Annotated in this window: 14 protein-coding genes; 10 read left to right on the top strand and 4 right to left on the bottom strand. The window is 57.5% G+C overall.

The features are described 5' to 3' along the window. Nucleotides 1-28: 28 nt before the first annotated feature. The 5 genes from ACQUWM_RS11725 (at nucleotide 29) to glsB (ending at nucleotide 6,595) form a co-directional block, all read left to right on the top strand. Complete coding sequence (locus tag ACQUWM_RS11725; protein WP_406987089.1) at nucleotides 29-463, top strand: PaaI family thioesterase; 435 nt, start codon at nucleotides 29-31, stop codon at nucleotides 461-463. 223 nt (nucleotides 464-686) lie between these two features. Then, a complete protein-coding gene (locus ACQUWM_RS11720; RefSeq protein ID WP_406999491.1) occupies nucleotides 687-2,426 on the top strand; it encodes a transporter substrate-binding domain-containing protein in 1,740 nt (579 codons plus the stop codon). 31 nt (nucleotides 2,427-2,457) lie between these two features. Beyond that, complete coding sequence (locus tag ACQUWM_RS11715) at nucleotides 2,458-3,867, top strand: sigma-54-dependent transcriptional regulator (protein WP_428922261.1); 1,410 nt, start codon at nucleotides 2,458-2,460, stop codon at nucleotides 3,865-3,867. Nucleotides 3,868-4,154: 287 nt separating this feature from the next. After that, the gene (locus ACQUWM_RS11710; RefSeq protein ID WP_406999487.1) at nucleotides 4,155-5,624 is read left to right on the top strand and encodes an alanine/glycine:cation symporter family protein; all 1,470 of its coding nucleotides are present in this window, start codon (nucleotides 4,155-4,157) and stop codon (nucleotides 5,622-5,624) included. A 77-nt stretch (nucleotides 5,625-5,701) separates the two neighbouring features. Next, entirely contained in the window at nucleotides 5,702-6,595 is an 894-nt protein-coding gene (gene glsB, locus ACQUWM_RS11705; protein WP_406999704.1) for a glutaminase B, read from the top strand. Nucleotides 6,596-6,647: 52 nt separating this feature from the next. Here the strand turns inward: glsB and ACQUWM_RS11700 are convergent, their stop codons facing one another. After that, complete coding sequence (locus ACQUWM_RS11700) at nucleotides 6,648-7,217, bottom strand: NnrU family protein (protein ID WP_406999485.1); 570 nt, start codon at nucleotides 7,215-7,217, stop codon at nucleotides 6,648-6,650. 45 nt (nucleotides 7,218-7,262) lie between these two features. Continuing rightward, nucleotides 7,263-7,922 carry a hypothetical protein gene (locus tag ACQUWM_RS11695; RefSeq protein WP_406999484.1) on the bottom strand — a complete coding sequence of 220 codons (660 nt, stop codon included), beginning with the start codon at nucleotides 7,920-7,922 and terminating at the stop codon, nucleotides 7,263-7,265. Nucleotides 7,923-8,059: 137 nt separating this feature from the next. Here ACQUWM_RS11695 and ACQUWM_RS11690 point away from each other — a divergent pair, with 137 nt between their 5' ends. Beyond that, nucleotides 8,060-9,754 (top strand): BamA/TamA family outer membrane protein, encoded by a 1,695-nt coding sequence (locus tag ACQUWM_RS11690; protein WP_428922260.1) that lies wholly within the window; start codon nucleotides 8,060-8,062, stop codon nucleotides 9,752-9,754. Nucleotides 9,755-9,803: 49 nt separating this feature from the next. Then, nucleotides 9,804-10,127 (top strand): hypothetical protein, encoded by a 324-nt coding sequence (locus ACQUWM_RS11685; protein WP_406999480.1) that lies wholly within the window; start codon nucleotides 9,804-9,806, stop codon nucleotides 10,125-10,127. A 13-nt stretch (nucleotides 10,128-10,140) separates the two neighbouring features. Here the strand turns inward: ACQUWM_RS11685 and ACQUWM_RS11680 are convergent, their stop codons facing one another. Further along, on the bottom strand, nucleotides 10,141-12,192 hold the full coding sequence (locus ACQUWM_RS11680) for a M60 family metallopeptidase (protein ID WP_428922259.1): 2,052 nt from the start codon (nucleotides 12,190-12,192) through the stop codon (nucleotides 10,141-10,143). A 287-nt stretch (nucleotides 12,193-12,479) separates the two neighbouring features. On the opposite strand from ACQUWM_RS11680, the gene ACQUWM_RS11675 reads away from it, so the two are divergent. Then, entirely contained in the window at nucleotides 12,480-13,022 is a 543-nt protein-coding gene (locus ACQUWM_RS11675; RefSeq protein ID WP_406999476.1) for a Crp/Fnr family transcriptional regulator, read from the top strand. Here the strand turns inward: ACQUWM_RS11675 and ACQUWM_RS11670 are convergent. Next, on the bottom strand, nucleotides 12,997-13,740 hold the full coding sequence (locus ACQUWM_RS11670) for a substrate-binding periplasmic protein (RefSeq protein ID WP_406999474.1): 744 nt from the start codon (nucleotides 13,738-13,740) through the stop codon (nucleotides 12,997-12,999). The genes ACQUWM_RS11675 and ACQUWM_RS11670 overlap by 26 nt on opposite strands. Before the next feature lie 201 nt (nucleotides 13,741-13,941). Between ACQUWM_RS11670 and ACQUWM_RS11665 the strand changes: the two genes are divergently transcribed. Continuing rightward, the gene (locus ACQUWM_RS11665; RefSeq protein ID WP_428922258.1) at nucleotides 13,942-16,311 is read left to right on the top strand and encodes a hypothetical protein; all 2,370 of its coding nucleotides are present in this window, start codon (nucleotides 13,942-13,944) and stop codon (nucleotides 16,309-16,311) included. Between the two features lie 30 nt (nucleotides 16,312-16,341). Further along, nucleotides 16,342-17,973, top strand: a complete 1,632-nt coding sequence (locus ACQUWM_RS11660) for a toxin-antitoxin system YwqK family antitoxin (RefSeq protein WP_428922257.1) — start codon at nucleotides 16,342-16,344, stop codon at nucleotides 17,971-17,973. Nucleotides 17,974-17,987 lie beyond the last annotated feature (14 nt).

Genomic DNA, 17,987 nt, shown 5'->3' with positions numbered 1-17,987 from the left:
ACGTAATTGAATGAAGGAGTATCGAAAGATGATTGATCCAAAAGAGATGACCGGCCTCGAAATCATGCAGGCATTTGCCGAGGGCTTATTTCCTACGCCCGGAATCGCCAAGACCATCCCGATGAAACCTTCTGAGGTGGAGCATGGTCGCGTTGTGTTTATTGCCACGGCGGATGCCAGCCATACCAACCCGTTGGGCGGGGTGCATGGTGGCTTTGCCGCAACGGTTCTGGACTCTGTCACCGGGTGTGCGACCCACACGGTGCTGCAGGCGGGGGAGGGCTACGGTACAACCGACCTGAATATCAAGATGTGCCGGCCCATTCCGTTCAACACCAACATGATTGCTGAGGGAAAAGTCATCAACGCCGGTCGTTCGCTGGTGATTTCTGAGGGCTACCTCCGCGATGAAGCAGGTAAGCTGTATGCCCACGCGACAGCAACCAATATGATTGTTCGGTAAGTCATATACAGGGCCCCGGGAGTCTGCTCCCGGGGCAACCGTTGCCGACTCCTTCGCTTTCCATTGCGTACAGTATCTTTCCGAGAGCCCGGACGGGTGCTAGTCTGCGTTTCCGTCTGTCTCCATAAAACAGGCAGGCATACAGGCGATGATTACCGGACAAGGCTGAAACGAAATCTTGCCCATCTGGCGCCTTTTATCATCCACTGGGCTGACGCAGACAATGAAACGAGTGCAGTTTTTCTCAACGGACCAGGCCGCCATTCGTTGGCTTCAGCTGTTGTCACTGCTGTTGTGTGTAGTGACCTCGTTGTCGATTGAGGCAGCCCCGCTTGAGCGCAGCAAGCAGCAGATCATTGTGGGCGGAGACCACTATCATCCTCCCTATGAGTTTATCGACGAGAACGGCGAGCCCGCTGGCTACAATGTTGAGCTGACCCGGGCGATTGCCGAGGTCATGGGCATCAACGTCAAATTCGAGCTGGGCGAGTGGTCTGAAATGCGCAAAAGGTTTGTCGATGGCGAGATCGATGTGCTTCAGGGGATGTCGTATTCCGATGAGCGCGCCAAGGTCTTCGACTTCTCGCCACCCCATGCGATTGTGCATCAATCAATCTTTGCCCGGCGTGGCGATCCGGTTGTCGATGTGAGCGGCCTTAAGGGAAAAGAAGTCATCGTACAGCGTGGCGACATCATGGAGGATTACCTGATTGAGCATCAGGTCGGCGCCAGGCTGCTTCCTGTCGACACCCACGCCGACGCACTACGTTTGCTGGCCTCGGGGAAGGGGGATTATGCGCTGGTTGCCAATCTGCCGGCGCTCTACCTGACACAGCAGTTGGGCCTGACCAACATCGTGCCGGTGGCGAGACCCTTCTCGTTGTCGTATGGATATGCTGTCAGGAAGGGGCAGTCCGATCTGCTGGCCCAGTTTTCCGAGGGGGTGGCGATTCTCAAGAATACGGGCCGTTATCAGGAGATCTACGACGAATGGCTGGGGCCGCTTAAAGAGGATGGCGGCATTCCATGGAAGCTGATCGGTCAGGTCGGCGCGGCCGTGTCCGGCACACTGCTGTTGATCCTGGGCAGTATTGTGATCTGGAACCGGACATTACAGCGGGAAGTGGACAGCCGTTCCAGGTCTCTGCGCGAACATCAACAGCAGTTGATCCAGGCCGACAAGATGACGTCACTGGGTGTGCTGGTCTCGGGTGTCGCTCATGAGATCAACAACCCAAGCAGCCTCCTGCTGCTGAACCTGCCGGTGCTACAGGACGCCTATGCAGATTGCCTGGACATACTTGATGCTCACTATCGCGAGCATGGAGATTTCATGCTCGGAGGGCTTGAGTACTCGCGTATGCGGGATGAGATTCCCCTTATGCTTGACGAAATGCTGGAAGGCAGCCAACGCATCAAACGAATTGTTGGCGACCTGAAGGACTTCTCCCGCGACGGCAGTACGGACCTGACCGAGATCCCGGATTTCAACGCCATCGTTGTGACCGCAATCCGGCTGGTGGACAATTCAATCCGCAAAGCGACATGTCATTTTGAGGTTAACTACGGTGCGGATCTGCCGGCAGTGAGGGGCAATGCCCAGCGGATCGAGCAGGTGGTGATCAACCTTATCGTGAATGCCTGCCAGGCGCTGGAAAATCCGCAGCAGGGTATATTTCTAAGAACCTATACCGATACTGATAAAATGGGGCAGCCCCAGGTATTGCTGGAGGTCAGGGATCAGGGCTGTGGTATGGCCCCCGACGTCATGAACCGTCTGACCGATCCGTTTTTTACCACCAAACGCGAGAGTGGTGGCACCGGTCTCGGGCTTTCGGTGTCGGCCGGTATTGTGCACGAACATCAGGGGCGACTGACCTTCGATTCCAAAGCAGGAGAGGGAACCACCGTTCGACTGTCTCTGCCGGCACTGCAGCCTGAAAGTTCCGACACAACCCCGTGAATATCCTCAGATGCGACTGGAGCCACGTTCGATGACGAAGAACCTGTACCCCACGTTTGGTGTGTTGCTGGTAGACGACGAGCCCTCGTTTCTGCGAAGTCTCGGGATTGCACTGGAACGCGGCGGTGGTATCACCAATATTCACCGTTGTCAGGACAGCCGCGACGTGATGGGTATACTGGCTCGGGAAAATATCGGCCTTGTGACGCTTGATCTGACCATGCCGCACATTGGTGGCGAAAAGCTGTTGCACCAGATTGTCGAGGAGCACCCGGATGTGGGTGTGATCGTCATCAGTGGGCTGAACCAGGTGGAAACAGCCGTCAATTGTATCAAGCTCGGCGCTTTCGACTATTTCGTCAAAACCGACGAGCAGGACCGGTTGATCGAGGGTATCAAGCGGGCTATCCGGCTGCAGGAGTTGCGGCAGGAAAACCAGGCCCTGCGCCGACATGTCCTCAATGACACGCTGGATTACCCCGAGGCTTTCGCGCCTATTATCACTGGTGATAAGGGTATGCGTTCGGTGTTCCAGTACCTGGAGTCGGTGGCGGTGAGCCGCGAGCCGATCCTGGTCTGCGGCGAAAGCGGGACCGGCAAGGAACTGATCGCCCGCGCGACACATACCCTGAGCGAACGCCCGGGATCGCTGGTCTGTGTCAATGTCGCCGGGCTCGATGACAACATGTTCGCGGACACCCTGTTCGGCCACCAGCGTGGTGCGTTTACCGGTGCCGACAGTGCGCGTGCCGGGATGATCGAGCAGGCAGCGGAAGGGACGCTGTTCCTCGACGAGATTGGCGATCTCAGTATGGCCTCCCAGGTCAAGCTGCTGCGGCTGCTGCAGGAGGGGGAATACTATCCCCTCGGTAGCGACCGGCCGAAACAGCTGCGGGCCAGGGTGCTGGTTGCAACCCATCAGGACCTGGCAAAGAAGCAGGCCGCGGGCGAGTTTCGCAAGGATCTATACTACCGCCTGCGTACCCACCATGTGCAGATACCTCCGTTAAGGCATCGCAAGCAGGATATCCCGCTGTTGCTGGAGCACTTTCTTGCCAAGGCTGCCGAGGAGATGGGTAAAACCAAGCCGGTTGTTCCAGGTGAACTGCCGGTGCTTCTGTCCAACTACGCCTTTCCCGGCAACGTGCGGGAGTTGCGGGCGATGGTGTATGACGCCGTAAGCGTTCATCGTTCCCGCATGTTGTCGATGACTGTTTTCAAGCGAGCCATCGATTTTAATGATTCGGAAACCGCTTGCGCGCCTGTCGAGCGCCGCTCTGTTTTCGTTGCTGATGAGCCGTTGCCGGCGCTGAGTGATGTGGCAGATTTGCTGGTTCAGGAGGCGATGAGGCGTGCCGAGGGTAACCAGTCCATTGCCTCGCGGCTGTTGGGCATCTCCCAGCCGGCGTTGAGCAAACGAATAAAAAAGCAGCAGTCCTGATCGCCATGGTGAAGGCTGAACCCCTATAACCTTTCGATCTGCTATAACCTCGCGAAACATTAGTAACTAATTGATAATTAAAGATTGATGTTTGCCTGCGTCGATTTTTGCCCCTTCAGGTTATACCCCTTCCACGTAAGCGACTTCCGCTCATCTCCGTTTTTTATTCTTTTTTAACAAGGGCTTAAGGAAGTTCTTCGAGCCTGGCGCAGTGCTTGCTCTATCTGTGGCGGCACCGTCGTTAGAGGGGTGCCGCACACTCACAACAACAAACGTGGAGGTTCCCGATGCTGGAACTATTCAACGACATCCTATGGGGCTATGTCCTTATCGCAATGCTGATCGCGGTCGGTATCGGTTTTACCGTCGCATCGCGCTTCGTACAGTTTCGTTACTTCGGCCGAATGTTTCGAATTTTTGGCACAGGCCAAGTGTTCAGTCGTGACAAGCAAGGCCACCTGAGCTCGTTCCAGGCGTTGCTGCTGTCTGTCGCCGGTCGCGTCGGCGGCGGCAACATCGCCGGCGTTGCGGTCGCCATCACCCTCGGTGGGCCCGGTGCCATATTCTGGATGTGGGTCGTCGGCCTGATGGGCATGGCGACCAGTTTCCTGGAGTGTACTCTCTCGCAGGCCTACAAGAAGGCCGAACCTGATGGCACCTTTCGTGGCGGCCCGGCTTATTACATCTCACGCGGGCTGGGGCAGAAGTGGAACTGGCTGGCGGTGGTCTATTCAATCCTGCTGCTAGTGACCTTTGGCTTCGGCTTCACTGCGCTGCAGTCATACTCCATCGCTACGTCATTCGAGGATGCCTTCGGTGTTCCCGTGCTTTACACCGGCATCGCGATGGCGATCACCGTCGGGGTGATCATCTTTGGTGGCGTCAAACGGATTGCCCGGACGGCTGAAGTACTGGTGCCGGTCATGGCATTTGGTTACCTGGCGATCGCGGTGGTCGTACTGGCAATGAATCTCGATCAGGTGCCTACGATGCTGGCGCTGATCGTCAAGAGCGCCTTCGGCCTGGAGCCTGCGGTCGGTGGTGGTATTGGCGCTGCCATACTGATGGGTGTGAAGCGGGGGCTGTTTTCCAACGAAGCGGGACTGGGCAGTGCGCCGAACGTCGCCGCCGTGGCCTATGTACCGCACCCGGTAAACCAGGGTGGGGTGCAGGCGCTCTCGGTGTTCATTGATACCCTTGTATTGTGTACCTGTACCGCGTTAATCATTCTCATGGGCACCGCCTACGACCCGACCCAGGGCAGCGATATCGGCGGGGTGGCGCTTACCCAGATGTCGCTGGCCAGTCATGTGGGTGAGTGGGGCCGCGAATTCGTCAGCATTGCGCTGCTGCTTTTCGGTTTCAGCACCATTCTTTACAACTACTACCTGGGCGAGAACAGCCTCAACTTCTTTAGCGAAGAGAATCGCACGCTGTTCAACGTTTTCCGCATCGCCGTTATCGGCCTGTGTGGCTGGGGGGCAACTACCGACCTGGGAACCGTATTCGGGTTTGCAGACGTGACGATGGGCTTGCTGGCACTGGCGAACCTGCTTGCGTTGATCATGCTGATGCAGCCAGGACTGAGGATCCTGCGTGATTTCGATGACCAGGTAGAAGCAGGCATCAAGCAACCGGTTTTCGATGCTGCCAATTTTGCCGATCTCGATATCGACGCGGCAGCCTGGAAGATCGAACCTGAAGACCGACAAAGGGCTGCCCCGTTCGTTGCTGAAAGCATTGCAGCTACGCGATGAATCTGTTGGCGCAATTTCCGGGCGTGAGGATGGCTTCGCGCCTGGGCAAATCATCGACGATTGACGGACCTGAAAACATGCAGGAGTGGCTGGAAGGTATTCACCAACAGGCGCGTACCCGGCTCGGCCAAGGGCAAGTTGCGAGCTATATTCCGGCGCTGTCAAAGCAGGATGCAAATCGCTTCGGTATTGCGATTTGCACCAACGACGGCCGCGTTTACGCGGCTGGCGATGCCCGGGAGTCATTTTCGGTCCAGAGTATATCGAAGGTGTTTCTGCTGACTCTGTCGCTACGCGCCATCGGCAACGCACTCTGGGAGCGGGTCGGGCTCAATCCTTCGGGCATGCCGTTCAACTCCCTGACGCAGCTTGAGGCGGAACGGGGCAAGCCGCGAAATCCATTCATCAACGCCGGTGCAATCGTCGTTGCCGACTCATTGGTCAGCGCCTTCGCGACGCCGGCGCAGGTCATCCAGGATGTGGCGCGGCGTCTGTCTGGCAATTCGTCCATCCTGATCGATCGGAGTGTTCTGGCCTCGGAATGGGAACACCGTTCGCGGAATGCCGCGGTGGCCTATTTGACGAAAGCGTTCGGCAACATCCATAACGAGGTTGATGATGTGCTCCACGCTTATTTCGCCTGCTGTTCGCTAAACATGAGTTGCGTTGATCTGGCGGTGGCGCTGAACTACCTGGCCGCGGAGGGATATTCGCGACAGGCGGACGAGCAATTCGTGGCACCGGAACTGGCACGCAGAATCAATTCTCTACTGTTTACCTCCGGTATGTACGATGCTGCTGGTGAGTTTGCCTACCGTGTCGGTCTACCGGCCAAGAGTGGCGTCGGTGGCGGCATCGTGGCGATCGTGCCGGGCCGCTTCTCCGTTTGTGTCTGGTCGCCGGCGCTCGACGATAACGGCAATTCGGTGGCGGCCCAGTATGCGTTGGAGCTGCTGTCGGACAGTCTTTAAATACTGCTCACCTCAACCCAACGCCACTGATCAGGATGCAGGAACGTGTTTATCAGACCGGCGCCACACCAAAGAGCCACTGGTGAGCCCAGAACACCGTCACCACATACACTGCAAGGCCGCCGACAATGGCAATGGCGTCATTCGCCTTGCTGGCCGGGAGTGTGGCAATGGGCCGCTGGGCTCTGCGTTTCAGGGAGATCCGGTCGACCACGGCCCATGCCAGGAAGGAGCCGAACAGTAACAGGTCATGAAGCATTCCGTTGGCCAGCAGGTGAGCCAGCGCCCAGAGTTTGACCGCCACCAGCATCGGGTGCCCCAGTTTTGCCTTGATCTTGCCCGGGAAATAGGTGGCGAACAGCAGCGGAAAAACCGGAATCAGAAGTAGCATGGCCAGATGCCGGAGCCAGCCCGGCGGCATGTAGACCACCGTCGGATCCAGGCGGGCGGCCCCATAGCCCCAGATGATCAGCACCAGACCGATCAGGGAGGCCAGCGAGAAGAGCCCCTTGAACGTGGCTTCGCCCAGGGAGGCATGCAGGCGATTACGCAGCGGCTCGTTGACGATGGACAGCGAGTGCAGACCGAGAAACAGAACCAAACCTACGATCAGTGTGGTCATTTTCGTTAGCTCCTTGTTGTTTTGTTGACCGGGGCCGTTGTACCTTCACGGCCTGAAGAACCGGGGATTGCGCTCAATGAACGCGTCGATCCAGCGTTCCAGGAATGATCTCGCACCGGGATTCTTGAGGTAGCGCCAGCCCAGTACCGAAATTACCAGAGCGCCCAGGGCATCGACGATCAGGTCCCACATGGTATCCGTCAGCCCGGATGGGTCACCCAGCATGGGCTTTTGCATGTTCATGCCGAACACGGAATCCATGGTGAATTCGACTATTTCCCACAGCGCACCCACGCCCAAGGCGAACATGAACGCGAAAAAGGCCACAAAACCAGGCTTCATGTGGACCTGGATTTTCTCAGTCTCGTTCATTATGTGTACAAGCAGAAAGCCGAGAATGCCAAGCAAAAAGCCGGACAGGGTATGTAATGCCATATCCCACCACCAGAATCGGGTGTAGTAATCGCGTATCTCGCCCAGAAACAGGGAGGCGAACACGAACCCGATAGCTGCGAGTTGAAGTTCTGGCGGGATGTGTATGCGGAACCGACGTTCAAATAGCACCGGAAAGAACGTGATCGCGATGATCATGGCGGTCAGGAACGCGGTAAACCAGCGTTGGCCCCATATGGCGAAGACTGTCTCTGCCAGCAGAATCAGCTGCAGTGCAATGGTGATTCTTTGGTGGGTGATTCGGATGCGCATGGGCCGGACGTTCCAGAAATCAAAGCATTTACCCTAACATACCTGGAACAGTTGATAACGCCGATGTCTATAAGTTCAAGGCATGCCTTGTCACTGACGCAGGCCGGAACAGGCGCTATAGTTGGATGATGCTTAGAATGTGTCGCCCCCTGCTGGTTTATTGGATATCTCTTCTCAGCCTGTCTGCCGGGGCCCAGACCCCTACAGAAAACTGTGTTGCCAGCGAAGTTCAGCCGGAGGCGATTGATCTTGATCAGCCCCGGGACCAGCTGGCGCGGCAGAGTGACCTGGTGATTCCGGAGGGGGCCCGCATTGGTCGGATTCGTGTTGTTCGCCGTCCGATTTTCGATGTCAGTGATCCGGAACAGGACAATGTTCTCTACCGGATGCTGAACGCACTCAATACGCCCACCTGGGAGTCTGCTTTACGCGCCCAGTTGGTATTCGAAGAAAGTGATGTCTACCAACCGGGCCTGATCGCCGAGTCCGAACGCATCCTCCGTCAACGCGAGTACCTGACGGCTGCATGGGTCGGTGTGACCCATGTGTGCGGCAATGAGGTAGAGGTGAGTGTTCTGGTGCGGGACACCTGGACGCTGCTGCCCACCGTTGGGGCTTCGCGGTCCGGCGGCGACAACACGACCAACACCGGGCTGTCGGACCCGAATTTTCTGGGGTCCGGAAAAAGCGTGGGGGTGTCCTACACGAGGGATTCCGACCGCACCGAAACCAGTGTGTATTTTGATGATCCGAACGTCTTCGGTTCCCACTGGCAGAGTGGATTTGCCTACGATAGACGAAGCGATGGCCGTGGTCGCAGTGCCTACCTGGAACGCCCGTTCTACAGCGAGCAGGCGAACTGGCGTGTTGGACTGAGTGGCGTGGACGATGTGCGCGAGGAGTCCCGCTTTGTGGGTGCGGAAGACATTGCGGATTACCGCCGCAGCCGCGACTACGTCAGTGTCGATGTGGGATGGCGGCTGGCGGAGCGCAATGATCGCCAGGTGAGGCTGCTGGCCGGCTACCGCTATGAAGCACTGGATTTCGAACGTCTGCCGGATGAGCCCAACCTTGACGTGTTACCGGAAGATCGAACGGTGAGCTACCCGTGGATTGGCTTTGACTACCGCGAGAACCGATTCCGGGAAATGACGAATCTGACCCGACTACAGCGGGTGGAGGACGTGCGGGACGGTTTTGTGTGGCGCACGGAACTGGGTTATTCCTCCCCCGGGCTTGGTGCCACCGAGGACCGCGCCGTACTGAATATGGATTTTCGCGACGCGCTTCTGACCACCGATACCAATTACGCCAGCTACGGGTTCAGCCAGAGTGGCACCTGGCGATTCGATGAGAGCCGGGTCGAGAACCTGTTGGGGACACTCAGTGTGGAATACTTCCATGGTGGTTCGGTGCGCTGGAACAGCTGGTACACCAATCTGTCTTTTACTGCTGCCCACAACCTGACCGTGGACCAGCAGCTACTGATCGGCGGTGATACCGGCCTGCGCGGTTATCCGAGCGAGTACCAGCAGGGTAACCGGCGGGCGCTCTGGACGATCGAGCGGCGCTACTTCCCGGACTGGCATCCTTTCAAACTGTTTCGTCTTGGCGGCGTTTTGTTCTCGGACATAGGGCGAGCCTGGTTCAGTGACGGCCGGAACAACGGTCCGGATGAAGGCGTGCTGAAAGACGTGGGTTTTGGGCTGCGGCTGGCGTCGAGCCGGATTGAGGTGCAGAGGATGCTGCACCTGGATTTTGCTTTTCCGCTGGATGGGGATGACAGCATCGACGACATGCAGGTGCTGTTGCGGGGCAGGGCACGCTTCTAGCAGAATACGCCCTTCATATTGCGAGCCAGCAAGAGGAGACACTCGGCCAATGTCAGAAGAGCCATTGAAAACCCTGTCCGACATGGCCAGTGATGCCCATGCCCGAATCCAGGCCACTCACCAGCACATTAACCCGGTGGTGGAAGTGCGCCGCGGCATGCGGGATTCCGGTATCCCCGCCGATGTCATGACCATCGACTGCCTGCGCACCCGCCGCCGCATCACACTCATCCTGCACGATGGACAACCCGGTATGGTGCTCTACCAGTTTGTGACTATGGATGATGAGGTTGGCAACGATTTCAAACAGGTGCCCCTGTCCGATATGGATGTGGGCACGCTGTTTGACTGGATGCAGGATTACTTCGGTTGAGTGGAAGCACGTTTCAATAGGGCCTGCCGCGGACTTGCGACAGGTCCGTCGGCGGATTGGGGAGGCTCAGGGCCTCGACTCTCCCAATGGCTTCCGGACTGATGGGGACCTGCCAGGTGTTAAAGTGGTCTGTCAGGTCATAGCCGCTGACTTCGCTCATCACTTCGTACCAGATATCCCACTGAGCCTGCTCGCTGTTGCAGATCTGGTTGCGACGGTCCCCGGGGAGTTCGCGCAATTGTCGCAGGGCGTTACGGTAGTTGTCCCAGTGACCAGGCAAGCCATAGATCATCTGCATCTGAAAAATCAGTTTTTCCCACACATCGAAATCATTAAAGTCACTGACGTCGTTGAGACGGCTGATGGCACTGTCGTATCGGTTATCGCTTTCAATGCGCGCGGGCAGTCCCACCTGCTCTTCAACGTAGTTGCTCCAGAGGTTGACTGTGGACTCTACGCCATAGCGGTAGGATGAAAGGCACTGATGCTGGTAATTGTGGCCAATTTCGTGCGCCACGCCCCAGCTGAAGACGCTGTCCGACAGCCGATCGATGCGGAATCCGGGCTGCGCCATGATGGGAAAGCCCGCATGGGCGAATCCGGCGCTGATTTCCACATCCTGGACCAGAAACTGGCGGCCATCCGGCCAGCGGTGAACGCCGGTGCCGTCACGGTCGAAACCTGTGATGTGGCGGCTCAGTTCCATTACCCTCTCGTAGTTCTGCATCAGTTCAACAGGTTGGTCTATGGCTTCCCAGCGTTCGCGGTCGTACAGGCCTATAGCAATTTGCGGGGCCTGTAATATGGCAAAGGGTGCGGGGTGGTGGCGAGCTTCCAGCCAGTCCTCGTGATCCTGGCTCGTCAGGTCAAAAAAGGGCTGGCGGATGCCGCCGAGAACCCGGACCCAGGAAGTATGTTCATCGTTGCCGGTAGACTCGATCACGATGCTGCCGCCATAGGGATTGCGGACATAATTGTCCCCAGCCTGGAGCGCGACCCGCAGGCTCAGGCTGCCGGGGCGCTTGAGCTCGTCATCGCTGTTGCCATGTCCGAGGCGGAGGTTGTCTGTACGTACGTTGATAATGGCGAAAAGGCCCTCGGCCTGTGCTTTATCATCTTCGACGTGAATGCGGACAATCTCTCCCGGCGCAGCGTAGGTGCGGCTGAAAGTCCAGTTTTTCAGTTGCGCGCTCCAGCCCTGCACGCTTCCATTGTCGAAGCGACGGTCCACGGGAAAGCGTATGGCAACCCGCTCGGCATCGGTGGGCACATCGCCGGCAAACAGATGCAGCAAGTCACTGCGGTCATACAGTTGGGGCGCTGGTGGCTGCATGGCATTGAGCGCATCCAGTTCAGCCTGTTGGGTCGCTTGGGTGCTGTCGGTGATGGGGAAGTCGACGGTTACCGGGTAGCTGTCTACCTTGTCTTGAACGTCGCTCAGAAAGCTGAAGCGCTGATTGTGCCCGCCGTGGGCGGCCCAGGTGACAATACGCTGGTCACCGGTCACATCAAACACCTGGTTGGAACCAACCAGGCCCATGGCCCCGTCCGGCTTGAGTTCAAACTGCTGGCTGGCCTTGCCCGCTGTACAGGCTTCCAATATGGGTTGTTTATTGGTTCGGGCGCTTATACAAAGCCCGCCCAAGCTGAGTAGCTTATCCACGCGCAATACCTGCTGCCGCGCAGAGCCATTGCAGGTTGCGAGGGTAACGGTACTACCGGGTACTGGCGGGTCGTTGCGACTCGACAGGCACTGGCCCGGCCTTGCTTCCACAAGGATGGCTTCCTGGTCTTCCAGGTCCATGACATCCGGCGTCGTCAGCTCGTTTGGTTCCGGAATCGGTATGGCTTGCCAGGGACTGGCGCTGCGCAGCTGTTCGTCCAGTGTCGGTGAGCTTGTCGTCTGCGGTGTTGAGGTCGCCGGCGGAGATGTGCCATGGGATGAGTCGTTTTTGTTGTCACCACTGCCACTGTCCAGGCAGCCAGCCAGCAGAAGGCTGGAGGTGAGAATCAGGGTAAGAGCGCTCTGAGGTTGGGATAAAGCACGTTCGGTAGGGGACTGCATGACCTTTCCTTGTTGGTTCTTTGCCAGGAATATTTTGAAAAACTCCCTGATGACCCCTTGCGCCAAGGGGGACCAAGATTGTGCCCGGAATGTGCGAGCCAGGTAGGGAATGTCTTCACAGTTCGATGGTTACGAACTGTAACATTCGGTTTGTTAGTGGCAGTTCGCATTTGCCTCACTAACAGGGAGTTCCGGGAACATTTCGGGGGCGGCGGAGCCCTGTTTGGGCTGGGACGATAGGCTATACTCAGAAGAGCAGGGAACCAGAAACACCGAGTGGCAGCCGCATGAATGAGATCGATGCCCTGGAATTCTGGCAGGCGCAGGGCCCCGCCTATTTTCGTGAACTTTCCACTTTAGGCGCTCTTCCTGACCAGGTGATACTGCGTCTGATGCAAGGCGGGCGGGTGATTGCGCTCGACGCCGGAGAACGTCTTTATAGCGCCGGTGAGCGTAGCGAATCCTTCTATATTGTTTTGAGCGGCAGGGTTAATACCTTCATGCCGAGGCATGATGGCGGTTGGACACTCGCGCGCAGCCATGAAACGGGCGACGACATGGGCTTCGTGCCAATGATCGCCCTCAGGGACCGCCCTGCCAGCACGACGGCGGATGTGGACTCGGTCGTGCTTGAGATCAGCTGCGCTCAGTTCATAGAGCTTCACCAGCGCGACCCGGAAGCTTTCGGCGTTATCCTGTTAAACCTGGGTCGCGGCATGGCGCGGGCAATCATAAGCATGGCTACCGTATTGGCTGAGCAGGACAATCAGCTGCATGCGGCCTATTCGTCGTCGCCCGGCTCTGTTACAAGCCGTAAGACTGAGAAATAGTATCCTTTTCCCCGGATTCAACCAGTTGTTGATAGCTTTCATTCAGGGCGCGCAGAATCTCAGGATCGGTGTCTTTGTGAACCGCGAGGTACATGGGGGTTTCGCGGAAGACCAGGACTGGTTCAAGATCGGTCACGTCTGAGGCATCAGCGGCCAGGTACGGGCCTGCCAGGCCGTCCGCTACCCACAGATCAATCTGATCCTGAACCAGACGGCGAGCGTTAAGGCCATTATTACTGATGGCAGACACGTTGAAGCCCTTGTCTGTCAGGTAGCCGGTCATGACATCGCCTTTATAGCCACCGATCCGGTACTCCCGGGCGTCTTCCAGATTCTTCAGCTCGATCGACGATCCCGGCTCGGCAAACAACGTCCACTTGATGGACGACAGCGGGCCCACCCAGTTGAATGACGGCTCACGATCCTCTGTTTTGGATACGCAATAGATGCCGTGGTCCGGGTGGCGTTCGGTGCGGTTAAGGCCATAACTGAGATCCCGGAGTTTGATGCTGTATTCCAGGTTGGCCTGTTCCACCAGTGCCTTCAGCACGTCCGTACAGAGGCCGGTTATGTCTTTTTTCGAGTGGGCAAACGGCTGGCCGTTGGTGGTCATGTTGTAAGGAGGATACTGTTCAGTATAGATCCGCAGTTCCTCGGTAGCAGTAGCGCAACCTGCCATCATCAACAGGGCCATTACAAGCCCGACTTTTCCTTTCATGAACCCACTCCACTTGTCTGGTTACGGTATTTTGGGAGCGCGGTATGATATTGAACGCGGACCCAACATGACATGCCGGAATCTTCTTCTTTACATTTTCACAACACAGTGACAATCAGACGGGTCATTGAAAAGCAGGGCGTAGACGCTACAATGCTGCTCTCAAGAATCTGGCAGTTTGTCCACGGAGGGGCGATTAGCATGTCTCGCAAGGTTGCGATTGGCTTTGGTTGTATTGTTTTTGCTGCAGTGTCTGCAGGGGTATTGGTCTGGCTCTCCCAGGAGCGCCTGACATTCAGTCCGGAGCCGGGCACCTCTCGCACTTTCGTTATTTCCTCCGAAACTCACCTTGAGCCCCAGAAAGGCGGCCGGTACGCCCGTGCCGAGACCCTGACCATTTCAAACGTGCTTAATACACGCGTAGAAAAAGTGGATGATGGTGCTGCGTCGCTGAACACGTCGGTTGTGCATGCGCTGATGGGCAATGGGCGACGCGTGCTTTTCGATACCGACGACATTAATCCCGATGATGAGCAGGAGAACCTGATCGCCCGATTGATGCGTGCCGGTCTCAATGAGGTGGTGGACGAACGTGGCCAGTTACAGGAATTTTCGTTCGCGGATATGGACGCATTTTCGGAGCTCTCCGATTCCGCTCCCGAAGCCATCGGTGAGCTGGGGAAAGCCATGGGGCTGGCGGGCCTGTACCAGCCGGAGTTCCCGACTGGAACCTTGCGCAAGGGATTAAGCTGGCAGTCTGAGCCGCTGGAAGGTGGCGCTGTTGAGCTGCCGGCCATGCATTATGAGGTGGTGGCACTGTCACCGGAGCGGATTACCGTGACTCTCAGGGAGTCTGGTGTTGCTGACGAAGAGCCCGGTAGCCTCGGCTTCCTGGTGTTCGAGCGGGCCACCGGTTGGCCTTTGCAGGGCCGGCTGTTGGTCAGGCAGAGCCAGTCCCATGGAGACCGGACCTATGAGGTTACCTCCTATCTGAGTATGTACCAGCAGGGTCATCCGATGAAGGTGACGGATCAGGTGCTGGAAGGCTGGGCCATCAATGCTCTGAATGGATTCCCGGTCGATCTGGACGACCCCGACATGCGTCGTTATATGGTGCCGCCATTTGTTACTGATGCCCTGGATGAGCGACTGGCACGATTGCAAGACACCATGCTTTGGTTTCCGCCGGGTCCAGGCGGCCGGGACAGCGGCCTGCAGTTGTCTCAAGAGGTGATGATGGACAGCTTTGTTGAGCTTACGTCATTGCACGGAGTGAGCTTGTGGGATCAGGACGACAACCCCATAAAGCCCGGCATCGAAGTCAATCCGCGATTCCGCCCGGGGGCCCTGGCTGGGCTGGGTACGGAGGAGCCCCGGGATCGGAATCCGTTTCAGGTGGGCCAGTTGTCCGCACAGGAGCTGGAGGCTATTGATCGCCTTGAGCTCGATCTGGCCCTATCGGTGCCCGGGGAACTGGTGTCGTTTGAGATCGATCGGTCAGGGGGCGTGATTGCTGGTGATGCAGGCGTATATCAGGCGGAGGTACTGGACTGGACTAACGAGCAGGCCAGGGTAAAACTGACGCACGCCGACGACGGAGCGTTTGGTCGCTGGAGTCAAATCTCGGCGTTGCCCCAGGGGAGCGATGGAGAGCCCATCACCCATTTTGGATACCGCCGAAGCATCTCGGTACTGGAGCCATTGCGCTCGGATTTTCTTGAAGCAACCGACCGAGATTCCGATTTTATGGCGTTTACCCGCTTCATTCGGCCAGAGCTGCACCCGCTTGGCGACGAGTGGGTGGGGAACGACCGCATTATTGAAGTGAGAACGCGCGAACCGATCAGCTCTCTTATGATCCATGTTCTGCCAATGAAGCCTCACCGGGAGGTGCTCTCGGTGCAAAGTGCGGGGAAAACTCTGAAGGGGGGGCCAGTAGTGGGTACCCGGGTGCTGGATGAATACAAAGTGCCCACCTTCGAGTTCGCCGAAATAGACATGGACAGCGTTTCAGCCGAGGGCGCGGGGAACAACCGCCTGAGCGTGCAGATGCCGGACCAGGGGGGCAATCGCTGCAGTGTCAGACTGCTTTCGCCGCTTGAGCACCAGGGCCGCCCCCTTTCCCTGAAATCAGCAGGAGGTTATGGCCACAGCGAGAAGGTTCTGTCTACAGATCACGGCGTCCGTTTCTTCTACGACATGCAGGTGTCACTGCAGGCCCAGTGTCTGACGCGGATTGACGTGCGTACCGAGCCGGTGGATGACAGCGAGTTCCTGCAAAGAGTGGATCCGTTCACCATCGAAATCAGTGAGCAGCTGTACAACGATATAGATCGGGTACAGGCGATGCGATCCGGTTCGTACTTTGGTGAACAATACCCGCTGATTGGCCGCAATGGTGACCAGCAACCGCTGGTGATCCTGTCGCGGATGGACCAGTACCAGGGTGAAGAGGCAGCGCCGGATTCCCGCCGGATCCGGTTCTGGGGAAAAGTTGAGGAAGTGACCTTTCCGGTTCTGGCCGGGAAGGAATCCCGCCAGATTGATATCGAGTTTCCGCCATTGCCGTAAGGATACGGGCCGAACGTCCAGGATGAGACCATGAAACACGTTGTACTGCTATTTCTGCTTCTGTTTGTCGCCACTTCAGTCCAGTCCGCCCAGCGGGTATGGCTGAACAGTGACGGCGCCTATTACGACCCGGACAACCTCTCACACCGGAAGAGTGCGTATTACGACCTGCCCCTGGAGCCGGACGGAGAGCTCTTCCGGCTCAAAATATACTATGCCTCCGGCGCCATGAAGCTTGAGGGTACCACTCACCACCCAGAGTGGTACCAGCAGGAGCTGCTAGGCGACTTCCGGGAGTGGTTCGAGGATGGGACGGAAAAAGCCAGTGGCCACTACGTCACGCGTGACGAAGTTTGTGACTGCGGAAACCTGTACCCGGTCAAGCACGGCACCTTTACGGAATACCACCCTAACGGCCAACTGAAAAGCCAGCGCGAGTATATCGGCGGGGGGCTGGCCGACGGCACCTATCGGGACTTCGATGCCGAAGGCCGCCTGGTGAAGGAATTCACCATTCTTCACTTCAAGTATCACGACACCTTTTCGGAGTACGAAGACGGTGAGCTGGTGTCCCTGCGTAACTATAAGCACGGTCAGCGGCATGGGGAGCAGAGCTGGTTTGATGCCCAGGGCCGGCTGACGAGACTGGAACACTACCAGGAAGGAAAACGACACGGGGTCATGCGTACGTTCCGGGACGGTGTACAACTGACGGATCACCGCTACGAACAGGGATACCAGCGCGGGCCGCAAACTGACTACCACAGCAATGGTCAGGTGCGACGTACCTATGTGGCCAGTAATCACCGGGGAAAACCGGAGGGCGACGATGTGTATTACCGGGAGGACGGCGGCAAAAAACGTCATATCCACCGGGTTCTGGATGATTCCGGGCAGGTAACCGAGCGTACGGAAAAGCGTTTTCATGACAATGGAAAACTCGCTTTCCGGGAACAGGAGCAGGGCGACTATCGGCTTCGGGAAGTCTACAACGCTGACGGTCAGCTCACCGAGCGTTTGGAAAGCGACGAGAACGGTAGGCAGGGCCTGGCGCTGACATCCGGATGGAGCGGTACGATTCGCGAGCATTACCGGGATGGCAAGAAACACGGCCCCCACCTGACAGTCTCCGACAATGGCGCTCGCAAGGAAGGCACCTACGAGAACGGTCTGAAAACGGGCCTTTGGGTGGAAACCGCTGCGGATGGGTCTCGCGTTGCCCGGCGGTATAAGGCCGGTGAGTTGCATGGTCTTCAGGAGAGTTATGATGTCTTGGGTGAGCGCATTGAGTTCTCCAACTACCGTGACGGCAAGCTCCATGGCCCCGCCAATATGCAGGGTTACCTGGGCCATCGGGAGGTCGCTGAGTACCGTCATGGAGAACCCCATGGGGATTATCTCAAAACCACGGACGATGGGCGGGTGCTGCATCGTGGCCAGTACATCAATGGCAAACCCGAAGGCGTTCACTATCACTTCACGGAAGACGGCCGAATGACTGCGAAGGAATCCTATCAGGCCGGTGAGCGTCACGGAGAATGGATCGAAACCGGCTATGACGGGCAGGTTGTCCGCAAGGTGACTTACCGCCACGGCGAAGAGGTAGCGAACATCAGTCTGGATTCAGCGGGCGGGGGGCAGCAGCCCTCCTTCCTGCGTTAATTTATCGTTCAGGG

The organism is Marinobacter sp. DUT-3 (assembly GCF_050379435.1).
Taxonomy (GTDB): domain Bacteria; phylum Pseudomonadota; class Gammaproteobacteria; order Pseudomonadales; family Oleiphilaceae; genus Marinobacter.
Note: the sequence above shows the minus strand (reverse complement) of the source record. Positions and strands in the feature narration are given on the sequence as shown.

Bases quoted from the DNA above. Each gene is read 5' to 3' on its own strand.
- ACQUWM_RS11720 (WP_406999491.1), top strand. From the start codon at position 687: ATGAAACGAGTGCAGTTTTTCTCAACGGACCAGGCCGCCATTCGTTGG.
- ACQUWM_RS11695 (WP_406999484.1), bottom strand. From the start codon at position 7,922: ATGCGCATCCGAATCACCCACCAAAGAATCACCATTGCACTGCAGCTG.
- ACQUWM_RS11685 (WP_406999480.1), top strand. From the start codon at position 9,804: ATGTCAGAAGAGCCATTGAAAACCCTGTCCGACATGGCCAGTGATGCC.
- ACQUWM_RS11665 (WP_428922258.1), top strand. From the start codon at position 13,942: ATGTCTCGCAAGGTTGCGATTGGCTTTGGTTGTATTGTTTTTGCTGCA.
- ACQUWM_RS11675 (WP_406999476.1), top strand. From the start codon at position 12,480: ATGAATGAGATCGATGCCCTGGAATTCTGGCAGGCGCAGGGCCCCGCC.
- ACQUWM_RS11725 (WP_406987089.1), top strand. From the start codon at position 29: ATGATTGATCCAAAAGAGATGACCGGCCTCGAAATCATGCAGGCATTT.
- ACQUWM_RS11700 (WP_406999485.1), bottom strand. From the start codon at position 7,217: ATGACCACACTGATCGTAGGTTTGGTTCTGTTTCTCGGTCTGCACTCG.
- ACQUWM_RS11660 (WP_428922257.1), top strand. From the start codon at position 16,342: ATGAAACACGTTGTACTGCTATTTCTGCTTCTGTTTGTCGCCACTTCA.
- ACQUWM_RS11710 (WP_406999487.1), top strand. From the start codon at position 4,155: ATGCTGGAACTATTCAACGACATCCTATGGGGCTATGTCCTTATCGCA.
- ACQUWM_RS11690 (WP_428922260.1), top strand. From the start codon at position 8,060: ATGTGTCGCCCCCTGCTGGTTTATTGGATATCTCTTCTCAGCCTGTCT.
- ACQUWM_RS11680 (WP_428922259.1), bottom strand. From the start codon at position 12,192: ATGCAGTCCCCTACCGAACGTGCTTTATCCCAACCTCAGAGCGCTCTT.
- ACQUWM_RS11715 (WP_428922261.1), top strand. From the start codon at position 2,458: ATGACGAAGAACCTGTACCCCACGTTTGGTGTGTTGCTGGTAGACGAC.
- ACQUWM_RS11670 (WP_406999474.1), bottom strand. From the start codon at position 13,740: ATGAAAGGAAAAGTCGGGCTTGTAATGGCCCTGTTGATGATGGCAGGT.
- glsB (WP_406999704.1), top strand. From the start codon at position 5,702: ATGCAGGAGTGGCTGGAAGGTATTCACCAACAGGCGCGTACCCGGCTC.